The sequence below is a fragment of the Burkholderia sp. 22313 genome (genome assembly GCF_052045245.1).
Taxonomy (GTDB): Bacteria; Pseudomonadota; Gammaproteobacteria; order Burkholderiales; family Burkholderiaceae; genus Burkholderia.
In genome coordinates this window covers 1-20,723 of sequence record NZ_JBQEON010000049.1, presented here as the reverse complement: position 1 = coordinate 20,723, position 20,723 = coordinate 1, and the positions used below count along the sequence as shown (strand labels likewise).

Annotated in this window: 20 protein-coding genes; 8 read left to right on the top strand and 12 right to left on the bottom strand. The window is 67.3% G+C overall.

Features of this window, described 5'->3' with window-relative positions; all coding sequences use genetic code 11:
* Positions 1 to 165 precede the first annotated feature (165 nt).
* From ACTJKF_RS28890 to alr, 3 genes are all read right to left on the bottom strand, one after another.
* Positions 166 to 432, bottom strand: coding sequence for a DUF2866 domain-containing protein (locus ACTJKF_RS28890; RefSeq protein ID WP_440628292.1), 267 nt, complete (start codon positions 430 to 432; stop codon positions 166 to 168).
* Between the two features lie 149 nt (positions 433 to 581).
* Positions 582 to 1,958: a DNA repair protein RadA gene (gene radA / locus ACTJKF_RS28885; protein WP_440628290.1), complete on the bottom strand. Its 1,377-nt coding sequence runs from the start codon at positions 1,956 to 1,958 to the stop codon at positions 582 to 584.
* 11 nt (positions 1,959 to 1,969) lie between these two features.
* Complete coding sequence (gene alr / locus ACTJKF_RS28880) at positions 1,970 to 3,040, bottom strand: alanine racemase (RefSeq protein WP_440628288.1); 1,071 nt, start codon at positions 3,038 to 3,040, stop codon at positions 1,970 to 1,972.
* A 218-nt stretch (positions 3,041 to 3,258) separates the two neighbouring features.
* Between alr and lplT the strand changes: the two genes are divergently transcribed.
* Positions 3,259 to 4,566, top strand: a complete 1,308-nt coding sequence (gene lplT, locus ACTJKF_RS28875) for a lysophospholipid transporter LplT (RefSeq protein ID WP_440628287.1) — start codon at positions 3,259 to 3,261, stop codon at positions 4,564 to 4,566.
* A 58-nt stretch (positions 4,567 to 4,624) separates the two neighbouring features.
* Positions 4,625 to 5,434 carry a bifunctional hydroxymethylpyrimidine kinase/phosphomethylpyrimidine kinase gene (thiD, locus tag ACTJKF_RS28870; protein WP_440628285.1) on the top strand — a complete coding sequence of 270 codons (810 nt, stop codon included), beginning with the start codon at positions 4,625 to 4,627 and terminating at the stop codon, positions 5,432 to 5,434.
* 18 nt (positions 5,435 to 5,452) lie between these two features.
* Here thiD and ACTJKF_RS28865 read toward each other — a convergent pair whose 3' ends face one another.
* The 4 genes from ACTJKF_RS28865 to tsaB are packed head-to-tail and all read right to left on the bottom strand — an operon-like array spanning position 5,453 to position 8,700.
* Complete coding sequence (locus ACTJKF_RS28865; protein WP_440628283.1) at positions 5,453 to 6,412, bottom strand: DUF1853 family protein; 960 nt, start codon at positions 6,410 to 6,412, stop codon at positions 5,453 to 5,455.
* On the bottom strand, positions 6,409 to 7,449 hold the full coding sequence (locus tag ACTJKF_RS28860; RefSeq protein WP_440628282.1) for a uracil-DNA glycosylase: 1,041 nt from the start codon (positions 7,447 to 7,449) through the stop codon (positions 6,409 to 6,411). Before ACTJKF_RS28860 ends, ACTJKF_RS28865 begins: the two co-directional genes overlap by 4 nt.
* On the bottom strand, positions 7,436 to 7,936 hold the full coding sequence (gene rimI / locus ACTJKF_RS28855; RefSeq protein WP_440628280.1) for a ribosomal protein S18-alanine N-acetyltransferase: 501 nt from the start codon (positions 7,934 to 7,936) through the stop codon (positions 7,436 to 7,438). Before rimI ends, ACTJKF_RS28860 begins: the two co-directional genes overlap by 14 nt.
* Positions 7,933 to 8,700, bottom strand: coding sequence for a tRNA (adenosine(37)-N6)-threonylcarbamoyltransferase complex dimerization subunit type 1 TsaB (gene tsaB, locus ACTJKF_RS28850; RefSeq protein ID WP_440628278.1), 768 nt, complete (start codon positions 8,698 to 8,700; stop codon positions 7,933 to 7,935). Before tsaB ends, rimI begins: the two co-directional genes overlap by 4 nt.
* A gap of 147 nt (positions 8,701 to 8,847) precedes the next feature.
* On the opposite strand from tsaB, the gene ACTJKF_RS28845 reads away from it, so the two are divergent.
* From ACTJKF_RS28845 to aceA, 3 genes are all read left to right on the top strand, one after another.
* Complete coding sequence (locus ACTJKF_RS28845; protein WP_096507307.1) at positions 8,848 to 9,117, top strand: acyl-CoA-binding protein; 270 nt, start codon at positions 8,848 to 8,850, stop codon at positions 9,115 to 9,117.
* A 355-nt stretch (positions 9,118 to 9,472) separates the two neighbouring features.
* The gene (locus tag ACTJKF_RS28840; RefSeq protein WP_440628277.1) at positions 9,473 to 11,020 is read left to right on the top strand and encodes a DEAD/DEAH box helicase; all 1,548 of its coding nucleotides are present in this window, start codon (positions 9,473 to 9,475) and stop codon (positions 11,018 to 11,020) included.
* Between the two features lie 378 nt (positions 11,021 to 11,398).
* Complete coding sequence (gene aceA / locus ACTJKF_RS28835; protein ID WP_440628275.1) at positions 11,399 to 12,706, top strand: isocitrate lyase; 1,308 nt, start codon at positions 11,399 to 11,401, stop codon at positions 12,704 to 12,706.
* Between the two features lie 227 nt (positions 12,707 to 12,933).
* Here aceA and ACTJKF_RS28830 read toward each other — a convergent pair whose 3' ends face one another.
* A complete protein-coding gene (locus tag ACTJKF_RS28830) occupies positions 12,934 to 13,368 on the bottom strand; it encodes a universal stress protein (protein WP_057929788.1) in 435 nt (144 codons plus the stop codon).
* A gap of 204 nt (positions 13,369 to 13,572) precedes the next feature.
* Positions 13,573 to 14,478: a LysR family transcriptional regulator gene (locus tag ACTJKF_RS28825; protein WP_440628273.1), complete on the bottom strand. Its 906-nt coding sequence runs from the start codon at positions 14,476 to 14,478 to the stop codon at positions 13,573 to 13,575.
* A 154-nt stretch (positions 14,479 to 14,632) separates the two neighbouring features.
* Here ACTJKF_RS28825 and ACTJKF_RS28820 point away from each other — a divergent pair, with 154 nt between their 5' ends.
* Both ACTJKF_RS28820 and aceB read left to right on the top strand, forming a co-directional pair.
* Positions 14,633 to 15,394 carry a haloacid dehalogenase type II gene (locus ACTJKF_RS28820; RefSeq protein WP_440628272.1) on the top strand — a complete coding sequence of 254 codons (762 nt, stop codon included), beginning with the start codon at positions 14,633 to 14,635 and terminating at the stop codon, positions 15,392 to 15,394.
* 67 nt (positions 15,395 to 15,461) lie between these two features.
* A complete protein-coding gene (gene aceB / locus ACTJKF_RS28815; protein WP_440628270.1) occupies positions 15,462 to 17,054 on the top strand; it encodes a malate synthase A in 1,593 nt (530 codons plus the stop codon).
* Between the two features lie 136 nt (positions 17,055 to 17,190).
* Here the strand turns inward: aceB and ACTJKF_RS28810 are convergent, their stop codons facing one another.
* Entirely contained in the window at positions 17,191 to 17,604 is a 414-nt protein-coding gene (locus tag ACTJKF_RS28810) for a gamma-glutamylcyclotransferase family protein (RefSeq protein ID WP_440628268.1), read from the bottom strand.
* Between the two features lie 305 nt (positions 17,605 to 17,909).
* On the opposite strand from ACTJKF_RS28810, the gene ACTJKF_RS28805 reads away from it, so the two are divergent.
* Complete coding sequence (locus tag ACTJKF_RS28805; RefSeq protein ID WP_440628267.1) at positions 17,910 to 18,791, top strand: AraC family transcriptional regulator; 882 nt, start codon at positions 17,910 to 17,912, stop codon at positions 18,789 to 18,791.
* A 62-nt stretch (positions 18,792 to 18,853) separates the two neighbouring features.
* Here ACTJKF_RS28805 and ACTJKF_RS28800 read toward each other — a convergent pair whose 3' ends face one another.
* Positions 18,854 to 19,318 carry a GNAT family N-acetyltransferase gene (locus tag ACTJKF_RS28800; protein WP_440628265.1) on the bottom strand — a complete coding sequence of 155 codons (465 nt, stop codon included), beginning with the start codon at positions 19,316 to 19,318 and terminating at the stop codon, positions 18,854 to 18,856.
* Between the two features lie 129 nt (positions 19,319 to 19,447).
* A protein-coding gene (locus ACTJKF_RS28795) for an IS3 family transposase (protein WP_440623306.1) occupies positions 19,448 to 20,670 on the bottom strand; the annotation gives its coding sequence in 2 pieces (ribosomal slippage) (positions 19,448 to 20,302 and positions 20,305 to 20,670; 1,221 coding nt in all).
* Positions 20,671 to 20,723: the final 53 nt, after the last annotated feature.

The window sequence follows — 20,723 nt, the reverse complement described above, 5'->3', positions numbered from 1 at the left end:
GGCGGTGCGGCGCCTCGGGTGCCTCGGGTATGTCAGTGCGTAACATGCGTTAGCGACTCACGAACCCGCCCGGCCCCGCCGGGCCCGGAAACGGCAAGGCCGGACGCGCTGGCCCGGCCTTGTCGTATTCGTTGCGTCGGTCGTATGCCGGCCGCGCCATCCGCTTCAACGCCGCGGCAACGTATCGCGCGGCATCTGCTCGTCGTCGCCCATCAGGTGACGCCGCCCTTCGGTCGGCTGGCGGATCGCCGCGGCGACTTCCGCTTCCGTCACGTCCTCGGACACGACCCGGCGCGCGAGACGCCCTTCGTCGTCGATCCACTCGACGATCCGGCATCCGCCGCCCCACGGCTGGACGATCGGTTCCGATACGCGGCAGCCGCGCAGGTTGTAAAGGCGTCCGCTCGGCGCTTCCCCATACTGTTTCAACATAGGTTCCCTTCGCATTGCGCGGTTCGACAATCCGGCAAAGGATAGGGAAAAGCGATGTCCGGCGGGTTACAGCAGCCTACATATTCTTTACAGCGAATTACGCGACAGATCGTGGCTGGCCGGCACGCGTGGGCACCGGCCATCCAGCGTCATTCGAGATCGCGCACGCGGTCGATCGCCTGCTCGATCCGCTCGACCGCCATCACGTTCAGCCCGTCGATCGGCTGCTTAGGCGCATTCGCCTTCGGAATCAGCGCGGCGGTGAAGCCGAGCTTCGCTGCCTCGCGCAGCCGCTCCTGGCCGCGCGGGGACGGCCGGATCTCGCCCGCCAGGCCCACTTCGCCGAACACGATCAGGCCCTTCGGCAGCGGCTTGTTGCGCATCGACGAATGGATCGCGAGCAACACCGCGAGGTCGGCCGCCGGTTCGGTGATCTTCACGCCGCCCACCGCGTTCAGAAACACGTCCTGGTCGAAACACGCGATGCCCGCATGCCGGTGCAGCACCGCAAGCAGCATCGCGAGCCGGTTCTGCTCGAGACCGACCGCCAGCCGGCGCGGATTCGGCACGTGCGCCGTATCGACGAGCGCCTGGATCTCGACGAGCAGCGGGCGCGTGCCCTCCTGCGTGACGAGCACGCAGGAACCCGGCACGACCTGCTCGTGCTGCGACAGGAACAACGCGGACGGGTTCGCGACGCCGCGCAGCCCGCGCTCGGTCATCGCGAACACGCCGAGTTCGTTCACCGCGCCGAAGCGGTTCTTGAACGCGCGCACGAGCCGGAACGACGAATGGGTGTCGCCCTCGAAGTACAGCACCGTGTCGACGATGTGTTCGAGCACGCGCGGGCCGGCGAGGTTGCCTTCCTTCGTCACGTGCCCGACCATGATGATCGCGGTGCCCGACTGCTTCGCGATGCGCGTGAGCTGCGCCGCGCACTCGCGCACCTGCGCGACCGAGCCGGGCGCCGATGTCAGCGCTTCGGAATAGACGGTCTGGATCGAGTCGATGACGGCGACGTCCGGCCGTTCCGCATCGATCGCGGCCTGGATCTTCTCGAGCTGGATCTCGGCGAGCAGCTTCAGCTCGGCCGCCGGCGCGCCGCCGTCGAGCAGCGCGAGCCGTTGCGCGCGCAACGCGATCTGCGCGGCCGACTCCTCGCCGCTGATATAGAGGGCGCGCCGCTCGCTTGCGATGTCGGCGAGCGACTGCAGCAACAGCGTCGACTTGCCGATGCCCGGATCGCCGCCGATCAGCACGACTCCGCCGGGGACCAGCCCGCCGCCCAGCACGCGATCGAATTCGCCGATGCCGGTCGTGAAGCGCGGCACGTCGGCCGCCTCGATGTCGACGAGGCGCTGCACGGGCGCCCGCTTCGCGAGCGACTGGAAGCGATGGGCGGCCGGCGACTCGGCGACCGATTCGACGAGGGTGTTCCAGGCCTGGCACGACGGGCATTGCCCTTGCCACTTCGGAGTTTGTCCGCCGCACTCGCTGCAGACGTAGACGGTTTTCTGTTTCGCCACGCGTGCTGCCCTTATTCCGCGCGCACCGGTACGCGGCCGGCGACCGCGCACATCAGTTCATAGCCGATGGTCCCGCAATGGCGCGCGACGTCGTCGATCGGCAGCGCGTTGCCCCACAGCTCGACCCGCGCGCCGACGCCGGCCTGCGGGCACGGCGTCAGGTCGACGGTAATCATGTCCATCGACACGCGGCCGACGATCCGCGTACGGATGCCGTCGACGATCACCGGCGTGCCTTCCGGCGCGACGCGCGGATAGCCGTCCGCGTAGCCGCAGGCGACGACGCCGATGCGCATCGGGGTTTGCGCGGAAAACGTCGAGCCATAGCCGATCGCCTGGCCCTTCGCGATCGTCTGCACCGCGATCAGCTCGGACGCGAGCGTCATCGCGGGCTTGAGCCCCGTGTCGGCGATGTCGGCCGACAGCCCCGACGGCGACGCGCCGTACAGCACGATCCCCGGCCGCACCCAGTCGAAGTGCGTATCCGGATGCCACAGCACGGCCGCCGAATTCGCCAGGCTGCGCGCGCCGGCGATGCTTGCGGCGCCACGCTCGAACGTCGCGAGCTGCTCGGCGACGCCGCGCTCGTTGTCGGCGTCCGAAAAATGGGTCATCAACGTGATCTGGCCGATGCCGGGGCATGCGCGGGCGCGCTCCCACGCCGCACGGTATTTCTCCGGCACGTAACCGAGCCGGTTCATCCCGCTGTTCATCTTCAGCTGCACGTTGACGGGCTTCGACAGTCGCGCCGTCTCGAGCATCCGCATCTGCTCGTCGTTGTGAACGGTGGTCGTCAGGCTGTAGCGGTCGATCACGTCGATGTCGGTCGAGCGGAAGAACCCTTCGAGCAGCAGGATCGGGCCGGCCCAGCCGAGCTCGCGCAGTTTCACGGCCTCGTCGAGGTCGAGCAGGCCGAAGCCGTCGGTGCCACGCAGGCCGGGAAAGGCACGTGCGAGACCATGGCCGTACGCGTTGGCCTTGACGACCGCCCAGACCTTGGACGGGCCGGCAAAGCGGCGGACGACGGAGAGATTGTTCGCGAGAGCGGCGGTATGGATGGTGGCGGAGATCGGGCGCGGCATGGGAAATTTACGTAAAGACGCTTGCGAATCATCAGCTTACCGCGCCTTTTGAGCACCGAAGCCGACAATTTGCGGAACGATCGGGGAATCTTGCTAGTCCGAATTGGCGTATTTTCGTGTTATAAAGCCGTGCGCACAACCCATTTCGAACGGAATAAGCCGATCGCATACCAGGCGGCCTACGCGGCCCTGCCGCAGCGACGAAAGCATCGCATCAGATGAAAAAAGGTTTTTACACCATCATGGCCGCGCAGTTTTTCTCGTCGTTGGCCGACAATGCGCTTCTCATCGCCGCCATCGCCCTGCTGAAAGACCTCCACGCTCCCAACTGGATGACACCGCTGCTCAAGCTGTTCTTCGTGTTGTCCTATGTGGTGCTGGCGGCTTATGTCGGTGCGTTCGCCGATTCGCGCCCGAAGGGGCGCGTGATGTTCATCACCAATACGATCAAGGTGGTCGGCTGCCTGATCATGCTGTTCGGTGCCCATCCGCTGATCGCCTACGGGATCGTCGGATTTGGCGCCGCGGCCTACTCGCCCGCGAAATACGGCATTCTGACCGAGCTGCTGCCGGCCGACCGGCTCGTCGCCGCGAACGGCTGGATCGAAGGCACGACCGTCAGTTCGATCATCCTCGGCACCGTGCTCGGCGGCGCGCTGATCAGCCCGCACATCGCGTCGCACGTGATCGCGCACACCCCCTCGTGGATCGGCACACCCGCCGAGGCGGCGATGGCGATCATCATGGCGATCTACGTGATCGCCGCGATCTTCAACCTGCGGATCCCCGATACCGGCGCGCGCTACCCGAAGCAGGAGCGCGGCCCGGTCAAGCTCCTCACCGATTTCGCCGACTGTTTCATGGTGCTCTGGCGCGACAAGCTCGGCCAGATCTCGCTCGCGGTCACGACGCTATTCTGGGGTGCCGGCGCGACGCTGCAGTTCATCGTGCTGAAGTGGGCCGAGGTCTCGCTCAACATGTCGCTGTCCGAAGGTGCGCTCCTGCAGGCGGTGGTTGCCGTCGGCGTCGCGGGCGGCGCGATCGCCGCCGCCGCGCGGATCCCGCTGAAGAAATCGCTGTCCGTGCTGCCTGTCGGCATCATCATGGGCATCGCGGTCATGCTGATGGCGTTCTATACGCGCGACCTGTTCCCGTCGCACTGGGCCCTGCACATCGGCCACCTGCGCCTGCCGGCCTACCTGATCGTCGCGTACATCTTCCTGATCTGCGTCGGCGCGCTGTCCGGCTACTTCGTGGTTCCGATGAATGCGCTGCTGCAGCATCGCGGCCACGTGCTGCTGTCGGCCGGCCACTCGATCGCGGTGCAGAACTTCAACGAGAACCTGTCGGTGCTCGTGATGCTGTGCCTGTATGCGGTGCTGGTCTGGCTCGACGTGCCGGTCGGCGTCGTGATCGTGCTGTTCGGCACGTTCGTGTGCCTGACCATGTGGCTCGTGATGCGCCGCCACCAGGCGAACCAGCGTCAGTTCGACTCGGTCGCGCTGATCGGCGAATCGCGGCACTGACGCTACACTTCCCGTTTTCGTCCGTCGGCGCCGGCCTTCGAACCGGCGCCTTGCCATCATGACGCACCCGATACCCAACGTCCTGACGATTGCCGGCTCCGACTCGGGCGGCGGCGCAGGCATCCAGGCCGACCTCAAGACCTTCTCCGCGCTCGGCGCGTACGGCGCGAGCGTGATCACCGCGCTGACCGCGCAGAACACGCGCGGCGTGACCGGCGTGCACGCGCCGGACGCCGCGTTCGTGACCGCGCAGCTCGATGCGGTGTTCGACGACATCCGCATCGACGCAGTCAAGATCGGCATGCTCGCGAACGCGGCGATCGTGCACGCGGTCGCCGACGCGCTGCGGCGTTACGCGCCGCGCTTCGTCGTGCTCGATACGGTGATGATTTCGAAGAGTTCGCACGCGCTGCTCGCGCCCGACGCGGTCGATGCGCTGCGCGACGCGCTGCTGCCGCTCGCGACCGTCGTCACGCCGAACCTGCCCGAAGCCGCCGCCTTGCTCGGCGACGCGGCCGCGACGACCGAAGACGACATGGTCCGGCAAGGCCACGCGCTGCTGCAAACCGGCGCGCGCGCCGTGCTGATGAAAGGCGGCCACCTGCCCGACGCGGCCGCGAGCCCCGACTGGCTCGTCGACACGGCGCATACGCTGCGGCTCGGCGGCACACGCGTGCCGGTCAGCAATACGCACGGCACGGGCTGCACGCTGTCGTCGGCGATCGCCGCGCTGCTGCCGCAGCAGCCCGATCTCGACAGCGCGGTACGCGAAGCAAAGGCCTACCTGACCGGCGCGATCGCCGCGAGCGGCCAGCTCGACGTCGGCCATGGTGTCGGCCCCGTCCATCACTTCCATCGCTGGTGGTAAGCGCCGGCTGACGCGGCGTCAGTGGTCCTGCGCGGCGAACGCCTGCGCGTGCGCCGGCCAGTCGTCCGGCACGATGAAGCCGCGCGCCGTCTCCCGCCATACGCCATCGCCGTCCTGCCGATGGACGCCGATCAACGCAGGCGCCTGGCGCGCCGTCAATACGGCAGGCAATGCCAGCGAGCCGGCCAGCGGTTCGGGCGCGGCGTCGGCCGCCACCCGCCGCGGCGCGAGCCATGCCAGCCGCGGCAGCACGTTCCACGCCGCGCCGTCGGGTTGCGCGGCCGCCCAGGCCGGCCACTGCGCATGCGTCAGCCAGAAGCCGCGCGGATGATCCGCCGCGATTTCCGCGGCCACCGGCGGCAGCGGCACGCCGTGCGGATAGAACAGCCAGCCCTTGATGAACATCTGCGCATCGGACGGCGCGCCGTAGCCGAGCAGCGCGAACCCGTGGCGATCACTCAGCCGCAGTTGATGCTCGAGCAGCCGGCTGCGCTTGCGGTCGAGGCGGTCGACGAGATTCGGGCCGACGAAATCCGCGAGCGATGCATCGCCCGCCACCGGCGCGCACAGATAGCACTTCACCGCGAGTTCCCAGTGCAGGCGCTGACCGCCCGGCGCATCGACGAGGAAATCGACTTCGCCGAGCGTCTTGCCGTTGCTGCGCAGCGGCAGATTGGCGGCGACGAGCCGCAGCGAAGGTCCGTGCGTCAGGAAATATTCGAGCAGGCATTCGGCATAGCGGCCGAGCCGCACGGGCCGCAATCCGTCGAGCGCGCGGTGCAGCGGCTCGGGCGCGGCATCGAGCGCGACCAGCCACGCTTCGACGGCCACCCGCTCGACCGCATCCGACCACGGATGCGCGAGCGGCGCGCCGGGCGCCGCGGTGAGCAGGCTCGGGCTCGCGAGAAGCCAGCCCAGATCGCGAACCGCGGCATCGCGCAGCGTATCGACGAACGCGAACGCCGCGCCGCGCGTCATTGTCCGGCCGGCCCGTTCGCGTCGGCGCCCTCCGCCCGCTGGAACGTATCGCGTGCCAGGCACAGATCGGCCCATGCCTTCGACTTGTCCTGCAGGCTGCGCAGCAGATACGCAGGGTGGTAGGTGACGATCACCGGCACGCCTTCATACGCGTGCACACGGCCGCGCAGCGACGCGATGCTCGCGTCCGTCTTCAGCAGCGTCTGCGCGGCGAAGCGGCCGAGCGCGACGATCAGCTTCGGCTTCACGAGCGCGACCTGCCGCTGCAGATAGGGCTCGCAGCGCGCGACCTCGTCGGGCTCCGGATTGCGGTTGCCGGGCGGCCGGCACTTGATCACGTTCGCGATGTAGACGTTGTCGCCGCGCTTGAGCGCGAGCGACTGCAGCATGTTGTCGAGCAGCTTGCCGGCCTGGCCGACGAACGGCTCGCCCTGCTTGTCCTCGTTCTCGCCCGGCGCTTCGCCGATCAGCATCCAGTTCGCTTCGCGATCGCCGACGCCGAACACGGTATTGGTGCGCTTCTCGCACAGGCGGCAGCTCGTGCAGTCGGCCACGCGGGCCGCGAGCGCGTCCCAGTCGAGCATCGCAACCGGCGTCGCGGCAGGACGCGCTGCGGCCGGCGGCAGCGGATCGCCGGGCGGCGCCGCGTCGAACCACGCGAAATCGTCATCGGCAAGCGGCGGCATGTCGTCCGTGGCGGCGGCCGGTGCGGTCCTGGCCGACACACGATCGCCACCGGTCTGCGCACGCGCGGCCGTCTCCCCTTCGCCGGCTGGCGCCGTATCGCGCACGGCTGCGGCTGCGCCAACCGGCGGCGTATCGTCACGCACGAGTGCGGGCGCCGCGGGAGATGGCGTGTCATGCGGCTGCCGCGGCGGCGCCGCGACGGTTGCGCTCGCAACGGCGGACATCTCGTTCGCCGCGCCGGATGCGGCATCCGGCGCGGCGCCCGCTACGCTGCCTTCGGCGCGCTGCCCGCGGCGCACCCAGATCTGCGCGAGGCCCATTTCCTCGAGCGCTGCTTCAGCCCACGCCATGCGCGTCCCCTTCGTCCTTGTTCAGCGTCAGACGCATCACGAGCGCGTCCTCCCGGCTGCGATGCCGTGCCGGATAGTAGTTCTTGCGCCGGCCGATCGTCACGAAACCGAAGCGCTCGTACAGATGGACCGCGCGCGGATTGGACGGCCGCACCTCGAGCAGCACGCCGTCGAGCCGCTCCGCGCGCGCGATGCGCACGGCTTCGCGCAGCAGCGCGAGGCCCGCGCCCGATTGCTGGGCGGCCGGCGCGACGCACAGGTTCAGCAGGTGCATCTCGTCGACCACCGGCATCAGCACGCAATATCCGACGAGCGCGCCCGTCACGTGCCGCAGGCACACGCCGAAATAGCCGTTGCGCAGCGAATCCTCGAAATTGCCGCGGCTCCACGGGAATTCGTACGCAACCTGCTCGATCGCGACGACCTCGTCGAGATCGGTATCGGTCATCGGCGACAAATAGCGGTCGCTCAGCAGTACCCCCGTCATCCTTTCGCCCCGCCCGTCTGCGCGGCGCGCGCCGCCATCCGCTCGGCGGTGGTCTGCGCGACCTTGTCGCGCACGTATTCCGGCGCGGCCTGGTCGGCCGGCACGGTGCGCCCGGCGCGGAACGCCCGCAGCGCGGCATGCGCAACCGCCAGCGCATGCGGCAGCGCGTCACCGTCGATCACCGCCGCGGCAGCCGCAGCCGGCCATTGCTCACCGAACGCGGCCGCCGCGTTGCCCGCGAGCGTGAACGGCACGTCGGGCACGCCGACGGCATCCGGTGCATCGAGCGATGCCGGCTGCACCGTGCGCCAGTCGCCGGCAGTGGCGTCCCACGCGAAGTCGGCCCAGTACGCTTCGTCCATCCGCGCATCGAGCACGGCCAGCACGCGGGTCGTGCCGGGCGCACGCAGCCGCGCATGCTCGGCGCACGCGAGCAGCGTGCTGACCGGCACGACCGGCAGCCCGCGCCCGAACGCGAGCCCCTGGGTAATGCCGGTCGCGGTACGCAGCCCGGTGAACGAGCCGGGGCCCGCGCCGAACGCGATCGCATCGCAGTCGGCGAACGTGAGGCCCGATTCGGCGAAGAGCTCCTGGATGGCCGGCAGCACGCGCGTGCTCGACACGGCGCCCGTCAACTCGTGACGGACCCAGGTTTGCGGGGTGGAAACGGCGTCATCGGCCTGGGCCGAGCGCAGCAGCGCGACCGAGCAGTATTCGGTCGACGTATCGATGGCGAGGAGCACTGTTTGCGTCATGGCCGACATTGTAATGCGACGCCCCGCTCCCACGGGCGATCGGCCCCGATCTCGATGCACGCGCCGCGCGGCCGGCGGTTTGGAAGGATCGCTCGACCCCGCGCGACGCTGCGCTTGTTAAGATCGGCCGACTTGAAACCCTTACGGAGACACACGATGAGCGAACTCACCGCCCAATTCGACCAGGCCCAGGTCGACGTCAAGCAACTGACCGAGCGCCCGGGCAACCTGACGCTGCTGCGCCTGTACGCGCTCTTCAAGCAGGCGACGGACGGTGACGCGCACGGCGACAAGCCCGGCTTCACCGACATCGTCGGCAAGTACAAGTACGACGCGTGGGACGCGCTGAAAGGCACGTCGCAGGATGCAGCAAAGCAGCAATACATCGAGCTCGTCGAATCGCTGAAGAACGGCACGGCCTCCTGACCTGTCCCTCCTGACGCAATAGGCAATCAAATCAGTGGCGCAGCGCAGCAAATCTCTTTATAATGCGGCCTGCGTCACCCCCGCGCTCGGCTCGCAAGCCGTTCCGGCCCGACGCCTCGTAGCGTTAAGCTCCAATCCGGTTTAGAACCTGTCCCCTCCTGCTTCGACCCTTGCGGTCGTCAACTAGGCTGGCGGCCTCGCTCCAGAAGCGCGCCGCACCCAAAACAGCTTCTAATGCCTCATCCGCCGAAGGTTCGGCGGATTGCACCCGTTTCCCGATTTGCTCGCTGAATCCGACGACTTGGGTATGCGCGATTGGCGCCGACGTTTCACCCACTGTGTTTCAAGGATTGTTATGACTTCGAGCATCAACTCCAGCCCGCTCAACGCGATCGCCGACCAGGCGCTCGGTCTCGACGACGCCGCCGCACCGGCCGCGGTCGAACCGGCGTCGGACGAGCCGACTTTCGCGTCGCTCGGGCTGTCGCCGGAGATCGTCTCCGCGCTGCAGGCCGCCGGCTACGCCAAGCCAACGCCGGTCCAGCAGCGCGCGATCCCGGCCGGCATCGCCGGTCGGGATCTGCTGGTCTCGAGCCCGACCGGTTCGGGCAAGACCGCTGCATTCATGCTGCCCGCGATCGAGCGTTTCGCGCAGCTCCAGAAGGCGCAGGCGCAGCAACCGCGCGCGCCGCGTGAACCGAACCAGGGCGATCGCCGCGTGCGCCGCCCGCAACCCGTCGCGCGCCCGGGCCTGCTCGTGCTGACACCGACCCGCGAACTCGCGATGCAGGTCACCACGGCCGCATCGACCTACGGCAAGCACCTGAAGCGCCTGCGCACGGTCAGCATCCTCGGCGGTGTCGCCTACGGCCAGCAGCTGATGCTGCTCGCGAAGAACCCGGAAATCCTGGTCGCGACGCCGGGCCGCCTGCTCGACCACCTCGAGCGCGGCCGCATTGACCTGTCCGAGCTGAAGATGCTGGTGCTCGACGAAGCCGACCGCATGCTCGACATGGGTTTCATCGACGACATCGAGACGATCGTCGCCGCCACGCCCGAGTCGCGCCAGACGATGCTGTTCTCGGCCACGCTCGACGGCAAGATCGGTTCGCTGACGAGCCGCCTGCTGAAGGATCCGGAACGCATCGAGATCCAACAGCGCCTCGAATCGCGCGCGAACATCGCACAGACCGTCCATTACGTCGACGACCGCGATCACAAGGACCGCCTGCTCGATCACCTGCTGCGCGACGACGCGCTCGACCAGGCGATCATCTTCACGGCAACCAAGATCGACGCCGACCAGCTCGCCGGCCGTCTCGCCGACGCAGGCTTCGAATCGGCCGCGCTGCACGGCGACCTGCCGCAGGGCGCGCGTAACCGCACGATCCGCGCGCTGCGCGAGCGTCGCGTGCGCGTGCTGGTCGCGACCGACGTCGCGGCACGCGGTATCGACATCCCGGGCATCACGCACGTGTTCAACTACGACCTGCCGAAGTTCGCGGAAGACTACGTGCACCGTATCGGCCGTACGGGCCGTGCCGGCCGTTCGGGCACCGCGGTGAGCCTCGTGCACCACGCGGAGCAAGGCGCGCTCAAGCGCATCGAGCGCTTCGTGCGCTCGCCGCTGCCGGTCAACGTGATCGAAGGCTTCGAGCCGCGCAAGGCACCCCCGCGCAACGATCGCGGCACCGGCGGCCGTGGCCGTCCGGGCGGCGGTAACGGCGGTCGTCGTTTCGGCGGCAAGCCGGGCGGCGGTTATGGTGGCAACGGCGGCGGCCGCAGCTACGGCGGCGGTAATGGCGGCGGCTGGAGCGGCAAGCCGAGCAGCAGCCGTGACGGCGGCCCGCGTCGCGACGGTCAGCGCAGCGGCGGCCCCCGTCGCAGCAATTCGGCCTCGTAAGCACGCCCGGCGGCCCTTCGGCCGCCCCGCCATCCGGCAGACCGGCGCATCCGCGCCGGTTTTTTTTCGTCTCGCGCAAAATTTCACAATGCGGAAAATTTTTTTGCGTCGTAAAAAATCTTGCTGCGCGGCACAACCTTACAATTGCGAGATGAAAAAAATCGTTTCCTATTGTGGAATGAAATCCACAAGCCACTGAATTATAAAGATAAAAAATTTCAAAACTTCCTGAGACAGCCCCTGTTTCGCTCCGCCCGGTTTGCCTAGACTCTTATACAAGACTTCACGAAACGGCATGCACCCGCCCCCGCTTCGAGAACAGCATCCCCACCGTCCGATTCGACTCATCAGGCAATACACCGCATCAAGGAGCTCATCATGTCGCGACAGCAACAGGCACTGGAACTGCAGAAGCAATGGGAAACCGATCCGCGCTGGAATGGCATCAAGCGCAGCTACACGGCCGAGGACGTGGTGCGCCTGCGCGGCTCGATCGCCGTCGAGCACACGCTGGCCAAGCGCGGCGCGGAAAAACTGTGGAGCCTCATCAACGAAGAGCCGTTCGTCAACGCGCTCGGCGCGCTGACCGGCAACCAGGCGATGCAACAGGTGAAGGCCGGTCTCAAGGCGATCTACCTGTCCGGCTGGCAAGTGGCCGGCGACGCGAACGTCGCGGGTGAAATGTACCCGGACCAGTCGCTGTATCCGGCGAACTCGGTGCCGCTCGTCGTCAAGCGCATCAACAACACGCTGACGCGTGCCGACCAGATCCAGTGGTCGGAAGGCAAGAACCCCGGTGACGAAGGCTACGTCGACTTCTTCGCGCCGATCGTCGCGGACGCGGAAGCCGGCTTCGGCGGCGTGCTGAACGCGTTCGAACTGATGAAGGCGATGATCGAGGCCGGCGCATCGGGCGTCCACTTCGAGGACCAGCTCGCATCGGTGAAGAAATGCGGCCACATGGGCGGCAAGGTGCTCGTGCCGACGCGCGAAGCGGTCGCGAAGCTGTCGGCGGCGCGTCTCGCCGCCGACGTGATGGGCACGCCGACCGTGCTGGTGGCGCGCACCGACGCGGAAGCCGCGGACCTGATCACGTCCGACGTCGACGACAACGACAAGCCGTTCCTCACGGGCGAGCGCACGGTCGAAGGCTTCTTCCGCACGAAGCCGGGCATCGGGCAGGCAATCTCGCGCGGCCTCGCGTATGCGCCGTACGCCGACCTGGTGTGGTGCGAAACGGGCAAGCCGGATCTCGAGTACGCGAAGAAGTTCGCGGAAGCCATCCACAAGCAGTTCCCGGGCAAGATGCTGTCGTATAACTGCTCGCCGTCGTTCAACTGGAAGAAGAATCTCGACGACGCGACGATCGCGAAGTTCCAGAAGGAACTCGGCGCGATGGGCTACAAGTTCCAGTTCATCACGCTGGCCGGCTTCCACGCGCTGAACTACTCGATGTTCAACCTCGCACACGGCTACGCCCGCACGCAGATGAGCGCGTTCGTCGAACTGCAGCAAGCCGAATTCGCCGCGGCCGACAAGGGCTTCACGGCCGTCAAGCACCAGCGCGAAGTCGGCACCGGCTACTTCGACGCGGTCACGCAGACGGTCGAGCGCGAAGCCTCGACGACCGCGCTGCACGGCTCGACCGAAGACGAGCAGTTCTTCGACGGCAAGAAGGTCGCGTAACGCGCGCAAGCGTCACGCCGATGCCGGCCCGTCACGCGACGGCGCGGCATCGGCGGCACCGGACCACAATCAGGGAGGAGACGGCAGGCGCGCGATCGACGTCGCGCGACCGGCCGCGTGCGGCCAGTGGCCGCCAGCAACGATGCGCGCCGGCTTCGTCCGGCGCGCCCTTTTTTCAGCGGCGCCGCCGTTACCGTCCGCGCGGCCGCGAACGACGGGCGCCGTCTCTATCGATAGACGATCACCGGAATTTTCGTATGGGTCAGCACGCGCTGCGTTTCGCTGCCGATCAGCAGGCTGCCGAGCCCGCGGCGTCCGTGGGACGCCATGAAAATCACGTCGCAGCCGCCACGTTCGGCCGCCTCGATGATGCCGAGGTACGGCGACGGATGCACGCTCGTCCAGCTGTCGCAAACGACGCCGGCCGCCTTCGCGGCCGCCTGCACGTCGTCGAGGTGCGCGCGCGCCTCGCGCTCGCTGCGCGCCCGGAAATCGGCGGGCGGCTCGATGATCACTTCGGAAAACGGCGAGTACGGATACTGCGGCAGGCACGCATAGGCCGTGACCTGCGCGCCGACCGCGCGCGCCAGGTCGATCGCGCCGTCGATCGCCTTCTGCGACAGTTCGGAACCGTCGGTTGGAACGAGGATGTGCCGGAACATCGCGCCCTCCTGCGTCAGTCGCACCGCGCGCGCCGTGAGCTCATGCGAGCCGGCTCCGGCGCGCCGCGCATGCCAGTTTCGATTGTAGTGCGCGAAACCGGGCGGCCGCGGCCGGCAGCGGGTTCGCCCTCATATCGGAAACGCGCGGGACGGCACGGCCACGGCCCGCTGCCCGCGCCGCCCCGCGCGAGGAACGAGCCGGCCCTACTCGCCCCAATACCCGGGCCGTTCGTACGTGTGCTTCAGGCAATCGAGAAACAGGCGTACCCGCAATGGCAGGTGCCGGCGCTGCGGAAACACGGCATGGATGCCGATCGGCGGCGCCGCGAACGCATCGAGCACGCTGACGAGACGGCCGGCCGCGATGTCGTCGCCGACCTCCCACCACGAACGCCATGCCAGGCCGTAGCCTTCGAGGCACCACTCGTGCAGCACCGCGCCGTCCGAGCATTCCATCGTGCCGTTCACGCGGATCGACACGACCTTGTCGTCCTCCTGGAACGCCCAGCCGCGCTGCTGGTTCGCGTTCGCGGCAAGCGCGAGGCAATTGTGGCGCGCGAGTTCCGCGAGCGTAGCGGGCGTGCCGCGCCGCGCGAGATACGCGGGGGACGCGACGCACACGCGGCGGTTCTCGCCGAGTTTCAGCGACACCAGCGACGAATCGGGCAGCTCGCCGAGCCGCACCGCGCAATCGAACCCTTCGTTGACGAGGTCGACCATCCGGTCGGACAGGTCGAGCGTCACCGACACGTCCGGATGCGCTCCGCTGAATTCGGGCACGAGCGGCGCGACGTGGCGCCGGCCGAAGCCAGCCGGCGCCGAAATGCGCAGGTGCCCGCTCGCCTTCACGCCGCCGGCGGACACACTCGCCTCCGCGTTCTGCATGTCGTTGATGATCCGCTGGCAATCCTCGAGGAACGCCGAACCCTCGAAGGTCAGGGTGAGCTTGCGCGTCGTGCGCACCAGCAGCTTGACGCCGAGCCGCTCCTCGAGCGCATCGAGGCGGCGACCGATGATCGCCGGCGCGACGCCTTCCGCGTGCGCGGCCGCCGACAGGCTGCCTTTCGCCGCGACCGCGGCGAACGTTTCGATCTGTTTGAACCGGTCCATGACTCCAAAGGACGGCGCTCCCGCCCTTCAATAAGCTTAAGCCGCTCAAGATTAGGTATATGAAAGTAAAAGATCAAGTGATGATTAGCATCTTTTTTAGCACCTTCGATCACGAATAGAATCAACTTGACCTCTGAAACTGGAGCGCAAGGCTATGTCGGCCACAACGACACACTCCTTTCCCGACGCAATCCTCTTCGACGCATTCGGCACGTTGTTCGACGTGCGTGCGGTCCTGGCCGCGGCGGAGCAGATGTTTCCCGGACACGGGGAACGGTTGTCGCAGCTGTGGCGACGCAAGCAAATCGAATACTCGCAGTTGCGCACGCTCGCCGATCCGTCCGGCGCGCGCTATCGCCCGTTCCGCGACATCACGCTCGACGCGCTGCGATTTGCCGCGCGCCGGCTCGGGCTCACGCTGAACAGCGCGGCCGAAAAGCGGCTGATGGACGAATACGCGTGCCTGTCCACCTATCCCGACACGGTGCCCGCACTGCGCAAGCTGCGCGCGCTCGAACCGCGTCCGCCGCTCGCGATCCTGTCGAACGGCACCCCGCAGATGCTCGACATCGCGATCAAGAGCGCCGGCATGACCGGCCTGTTCGATCGCGTGCTGTCGGCCGACACCGTGCGCGCGTACAAGCCGAGTCCGGCCGCCTACGCGCTCGGCACCGCCGCGTTCGGGCCGAACCCGCGCAGCATCGTGTTCGTGTCGTCGAACGCGTGGGATGTCGCCGGCGCCACCTGGTTCGGCTACACGACGTTCTGGCTCAACCGCACGGGCGCGCCCGCCGAGGAACTCAGCGCGCCGCCCGACGGCACCGGCAGCGGCATGGCCGATCTGCTCGCATTCCTCGCCACCCCGGCTCCGTCCGGCAGACCCGCAAACCGCGCGCGCCCCGGCCCGGGCGCATGACGTTCGCAGCGCTGCCGCCTTCCCCCTTCACCGAAACCGCAACTGACCGACCAAGGAGATGAGACTCATGAGCACCCCGATCACGCTGCCGCAAGGCATGACGATCACCGGCGAGATCAAGCCGGGTTACGAAGCGATCCTGACGCCCGACGCGCTCGCACTCGTCGCCGCGCTGCACCGCACGTTCGAGCCGCGCCGCCAGGCGCTGCTGCAGGCCCGCGTCGAGCGCACCAAGCGCCTCGATGCCGGCGAGCGCCCCGATTTCCTGGCCGATACGAAGGCGATCCGCGAAGGCGACTGGAAGGTCGCGCCGCTGCCGGCCGACCTGCAATGCCGCCGTGTCGAGATCACCGGCCCCGTCGAGCGCAAGATGATCATCAACGCGCTGAACTCGGGCGCCGATTCGTACATGACGGACTTCGAGGATTCGAACGCACCGAGCTGGACGAACCAGATCGACGGCCAGATCAACCTGAAGGACGCGGTGCGCCGCACGATCTCGCTCGAGCAGAACGGCAAGTCGTACCGGCTGAACGACAAGGTCGCGACGCTGATCGTGCGTCCGCGCGGCTGGCACCTCGACGAGAAGCACGTGACGGTCGACGGCCAGCGCGTGTCCGGCGGCATCTTCGATTTCGCGCTGTTCCTGTTCCACAACGCGAAGGAACTGATCGCGCGCGGCTCGGGCCCGTACTTCTACCTGCCGAAGATGGAAAGTCATCTCGAGGCGCGCCTGTGGAACGACATCTTCGTCGCGGCACAGGAAGGCGTCGGCGTGCCGCGCGGCACGATCCGCGCGACGGTGCTGATCGAAACGATCCTCGCCGCGTTCGAGATGGACGAGATCCTGTACGAACTGCGCGAACACAGCTCGGGCCTGAACGCCGGCCGCTGGGACTACATCTTCTCGGCGATCAAGAAGTTCAAGAACGACCGCGACTTCTGCCTGGCCGAGCGTTCGAAGATCACGATGACGGTGCCGTTCATGCGCGCGTACGCGCTGCTGCTGCTGAAGACCTGCCACAAGCGCAATGCGCCGGCGATCGGCGGGATGAGCGCGCTGATTCCGATCAAGAACGATCCGGAAGCGAACGACAAGGCGATGGGCGGCGTGCGCTCGGACAAGCAGCGCGACGCGACCGACGGCTACGACGGCGGCTGGGTCGCGCATCCGGGCCTCGTGCCGATCGCGATGGAAGAATTCGTCAAGGTGCTCGGCGACAAGCCGAACCAGATCGCGAAGCAGCGCGACGACGTGCAGATCGAAGGCAAGAACCTGCTCGACTTCCAGCCTGAAGCGCCGATCACCGAAGCCGGCCTGCGCAACAACATCAACGTCGGCATCCACTATCTCGGCGCGTGGCTCGACGGCAACGGCTGCGTGCCGATCCACAACCTGATGGAAGACGCGGCGACTGCCGAGATCTCCCGCTCGCAGGTGTGGCAGTGGATCCGCTCGCCGAAGGGCGTGCTCGACGACGGCCGCAAGGTCACGGCCGAACTCGTGCGCGAATTCGCGCAGGCCGAGCTCGACAACGTGAAGCGTTCGGTCGGCGGCAACACGCAGCCGTACGAGCGAGCCGCGGCGATCTTCGAGCAGATGTCGACGTCGGTGGGCTTCACCGAATTCCTGACGCTGCCGCTGTACGAGGAAATCTGACGGTTCGGGCCGGGCCCTGGCGGGTCTGGCCGCGCCCCGTTCTGCCCCCCGCCGGCTCGTACGGCACGGCAGGCACCAAAAAAGCGCCCCGCGGGGCGCTTTTTCTTGTGCGGCGCAGGCCTCGCCGTGCGGACGTTCAGGCGGCTTCCCGCTCGCGCCGGTGCTGAACCCAGTCGCCCGACGCGATGCGCGGACGATCGGCTGCCGCATGCGCGGCAACCGGATAGTAGACGCACGCGTAGGTACGGCCGCCGAGCTCGACGGTCACCGGCTCCTGACGGAACAGCGTGTCGACACCCGGATAGACGCGCTCGATTTCGTCGAGCACCGGCACCAGTTGCTCGTCGATCTCGTAGACGTCGCCCCACACGAGCGCCTGGCCGGCCGCCCCGGCGATCATCCCGGGATACGTGCCGAAATCGTACAGTTCGCCCGGCAGCGCGGCCGCACCGAGCAGCGTCGGCGCGGCGATCCCGTGCCGCGCGGCCGCATGGCCGATGTCGTTGGCTTCTCCCGCTCTCAACGTGCCGTAGACGAATACGTAGCGCATCGTGGTTCTCCTCTTCGATTCAGGTGTTGCCGTGCCGGGCCGTCGCGGCGAAGTCGCGGGCTCGGCGTCGTCGGGGCCCGCTCGCGCGCGAACGGGCCCGCATCGATAGACCGCGTCGGCGGCCCGATGGTTCGTTGCGGCAAGCGGCGTCATGCAAGTCCGGATTCAGGCTGCACCGGCCGGCATGCGCGCGGCCCCATACAAAGTTCATTTGAACGGTGCATTATCGGCCGAAAAACCGCCGCATGCGCCTGCGCGGCGCCTTCTAAAATAACGGCATCGCCGCCGCGCCGACCGAATCGCCCATGAATCCGCCTGTCCAAGCCGACGCATCGAACCCCTACGACGTCATCGACATCCCGCCCGAGTTCGCGCCGACCCGCGTCCACCCGATGCGCGTCCGGGCGCGCCAGGTCGATGCCGGCCGCCGGATTCCGCTGCATACCCATGCGTGGGCACAGCTTGCGTATGCGTCGCGCGGCGTGCTGCGCGTCGCGACGACCGGAACCACGTGGATGGTGCCGCCGTCTCGCGCGATCTGGGTGCCGCCTCATGTCACGCACGAGGTCGCGGTCGTCGAGGAAGCGTATTTGCGCACGCTGTATATCGACGAGTCGATCGTGCCGGACGGGCTCGACGCGTGCCGGGTAGTCGAGGTGACGGGCTTGCTGCGCGAGTTGATCGTCGCACTCGATGCACGCGACCTGAGCGGCGGCCGCGAACGGCTGCTGTGCGGGCTCGTGCTCGACGAACTGAGTCGCGCCGAACCGCTGCCGCTCGCGGTGCCGATGCCCGACGAGAAGCGGCTGCGCATGCTGTGCGAATCGGTGCTCGCGCAGCCGGCGCACGCGGAGTCGCTCGAACACTGGGCAAGCGAGGTCGGCGCGAGCACGCGGACGATCTCGCGGCTTTTCAAGCAGGAACTGGGCGTGAGTTTTTCGCAGTGGCGGCAGCAGGCGCTGCTCGCGCGCGCGATCCCGCTGTTGAACCAGGGGCGCCCGCTGTCGCATATCGCGCGCGAGCTTGGCTACCAGAGCCAGAGCGCGTTTTCGGCGATGTTCCGGCGCGCGTTCGGCGAAAGCCCGCGCGCATTCATGCTGCGCGGCTACGAGCACCGCGGGGCGGAAGACCGTATCGCGGCGGACGACGACACCTCCGACGACGACGCGATCGGTACCGCGCGCTGACCGTCGTCGGGTTGCACACCTGCGTTGTACCCGCTTTGTACCCGCTTAGTACCGTTACGCGCTCAGACCGTGCGCACCATGTGACGTATCGATCCGAGTTGCGCGAGCCTGGGACCGGTAACGCAGTAGCCCATGCGCAGGTAGAGCCGAGCGGCCGGATTGTCGACGAATACGCGCAACTGCAGTTCGTGCAGCCCGCGCGCGCGCGCCCAGCGGTGCGACATGTCGAGCATGTAAGTGCCGGCGCCCTGCCCGCGATGACCGGCCGCAATCTGCACGTCGCGGATATGCAGCGAATCGCCTTCTTCCGTCACGCGCAGCACACCGATCCGTTCGCCGTCGGCTTCCAGGATGAAGTTCTCGGATTCGCGCCAGCTCGCATAGAACAGGTCGCTGCGCCAGACGAGCCCATGGCGCTTGTAGTAGCCGCCCATGTTGCCGTGCGTCAGCGCCTCGGCAAAGGGGAAATCGCCAGGCTCCGCGGGTCGGAGCTGATACAGCAGTCGCAGGTCGGTGGGATCGAGCATCGCGCAGGGGTCAAGAACGCATTCCGCCACGATAGCGCAGTCGCCGGCGGATGCAATCGCGAATTTCTCGTAGCGGCGCGCGCGTCGACGATGTGTCAAGTCCTGGAATAGGTTGACAGTATCCAAGCGCTAAAACGCCCGATGCACCGCATCGGGCGTTTTGTATTTCAGGGCGGCATGTGGCCGCTCCTGGTTGTAGATGCGCACTGACTGCTCGACCATCTTGACGGCCTGAGCAAGGTCGGCGGGACGTTGCAACAAGAACTCGCCCTTAAGGATGCCGTTGATTCGCTCGGCCAGCGCGTTCTGATAGCAGTCGTAGCCGTCCGTCATCGAGCAGCGCAGGCCGTGGCGCCGGTGGATGTCCTGATAGTAGGTCGAGCAGTACTGCACCCCGCGATCGGAGTGATGGATCAATGGCTGGCGGCTCTGGCGCCTGCGCAACGCCTTCTTCAACGCCTGGCTAACCTGTTCGGTCTGCAGGCTGTCGTGAACGTGATGTCCAACGATCTTGCGCGAGTACGCATCCGTGACCAGGCTCAGATACACAAACCGACCCGCTGTGGGTAGGTACGTGATGTCGGCTACCCACACCTGCTCGGGGCCGCTCGGCACGATTTGATCCGGCCCGGGTTTCAGTAGATTCGGATGGCGCCGGAAGTGATGGTGGCTTTGCGTTGTCTTGTGATACGCCCGATGCGGCACGACCAGCAGTCGCGCGGCGCGCAGCACATCGAACAGCCCATCTCGCCCCAGCTTGATGCCGCGCTCGACCAACGCCGGCCCAAGCAGGTGATGCAGTTTGCGTGCCCCAAGCCTAGGCTGGCGCAGTCGCACGTCGCGCACCAATGCCGTCACGGTCTCGGCTTGCGAGCAGCGGCGCGCCTCGCTGCGACATCGCTTGTAATACGCTTGGCGACTGATGCCCATGTAGCGGCAGGCTCGCTCGACGCTCAGCTTTTCGATCCGCTTTTGCGCAACGACCTGCCCGAAGGCTTTTTTACGGTGATCCCGTAGTCCTTGCGCATCACGTCGAGCACGGCCTCGAACAGCGCCGCTTTCTCCTGCGCCTCGCGCAACTGCGTCTCCAACTCCTTGATGCGCTGCTCCGGTGTGAGTGGCTTTGAGTCTGGCTTTGGCATGGTGCAACCCGATCGCGCACGGCCGGATGGATCGGCCCAATCCTGCAAGCCGTGCTTACGTAACCATACCAGTACGGTCGAGCGTCCCTGGATGCCGTAGCGCTGCTGCGCCTCTTTGTACGTCAGTTCGCCTTTTTCGACCTGCGCCACCACCGACAGTTTAAAAGCCAGGCTGTAGTCCCGCTGCGTCCGCTTGTTCCCTTGCTCCACTTGGCACCTCTTCGCTTCGGCGAAAAAGTGTCAACCTATTCTAGGACGGGTCA